The organism is Cellulomonas biazotea, from assembly GCF_004306155.1.
Lineage (GTDB): Bacteria > Actinomycetota > Actinomycetes > Actinomycetales > Cellulomonadaceae > Cellulomonas > Cellulomonas biazotea.
In genome coordinates, this window is sequence record NZ_BIMR01000397.1 from 1 (window position 1) to 662 (window position 662).

At 76.6% G+C, this 662-nt stretch carries 1 protein-coding gene and 1 riboswitch; the gene reads left to right on the top strand.

Annotated elements, in window-relative coordinates; genetic code table 11:
• The first annotated feature begins 42 nt into the window (after positions 1-42).
• Positions 43-150, top strand: a riboswitch (TPP riboswitch).
• A partial coding sequence (locus CBZ_RS19190) for a hydroxyethylthiazole kinase (protein WP_246013553.1) occupies positions 144-662 on the top strand: 519 nt, incomplete at its 3' end. Its footprint overlaps the riboswitch before it by 7 nt.

Below are 662 nucleotides of genomic sequence, written 5' to 3' on the forward strand. Positions count from 1 at the left end.
GCGGTGGGCCGACGGGCCGTCGGCACGCCTGCTAGCCTGACGACCACTGACACGGGGTGCCCCGCACCGCCCACCGGGCGAGGGGCTGAGATCACACCCGTCGAACCTGATCTAGTTCGTACTAGCGAAGGGATGTCACGTCGATGACGTCTGCACCCGTTCTCCCGCCCGACCCCACGACGGCACCGCCCGCGCTCCCGCGCGACCCGGAGACGAGCGGGACGCTCGCCCTGGCGGACGCCGCCGGGGAGGCGCTCCTCCAGCTGCGCGCGAGCACGCCGCTCGTGCAGTGCCTGACCAACGAGGTCACGACGAACCTCGTCGCCAACGCGCTGCTCGCGGTCGGGGCGTCGCCCGCGATGGCGGCGGTCCCCGGCGAGGCCGAGGAGCTGGCCGGCGTGGCCGGCGCCCTGCTCGTCAACCTCGGCACGCCCGGTCCGGACCAGCGCGCGTGCGTCGAGCCGACCGTCGCGGTGGCCGTCGGTGCCCGCACGCCGTGGGTCCTCGACCCCGTCGCCGTGGGCGTCCTGTCGGTGCGGACGCGGCTTGCCGCGCGCCTCCTGACGGAGCGTCCCGCGGTCGTGCGCGGCAACGCGAGCGAGGTGCGGGCACTCGCCGGGGCGGCGTCGGCCGGCCGCGGGGTCGACGCGCGCGACGGGGTC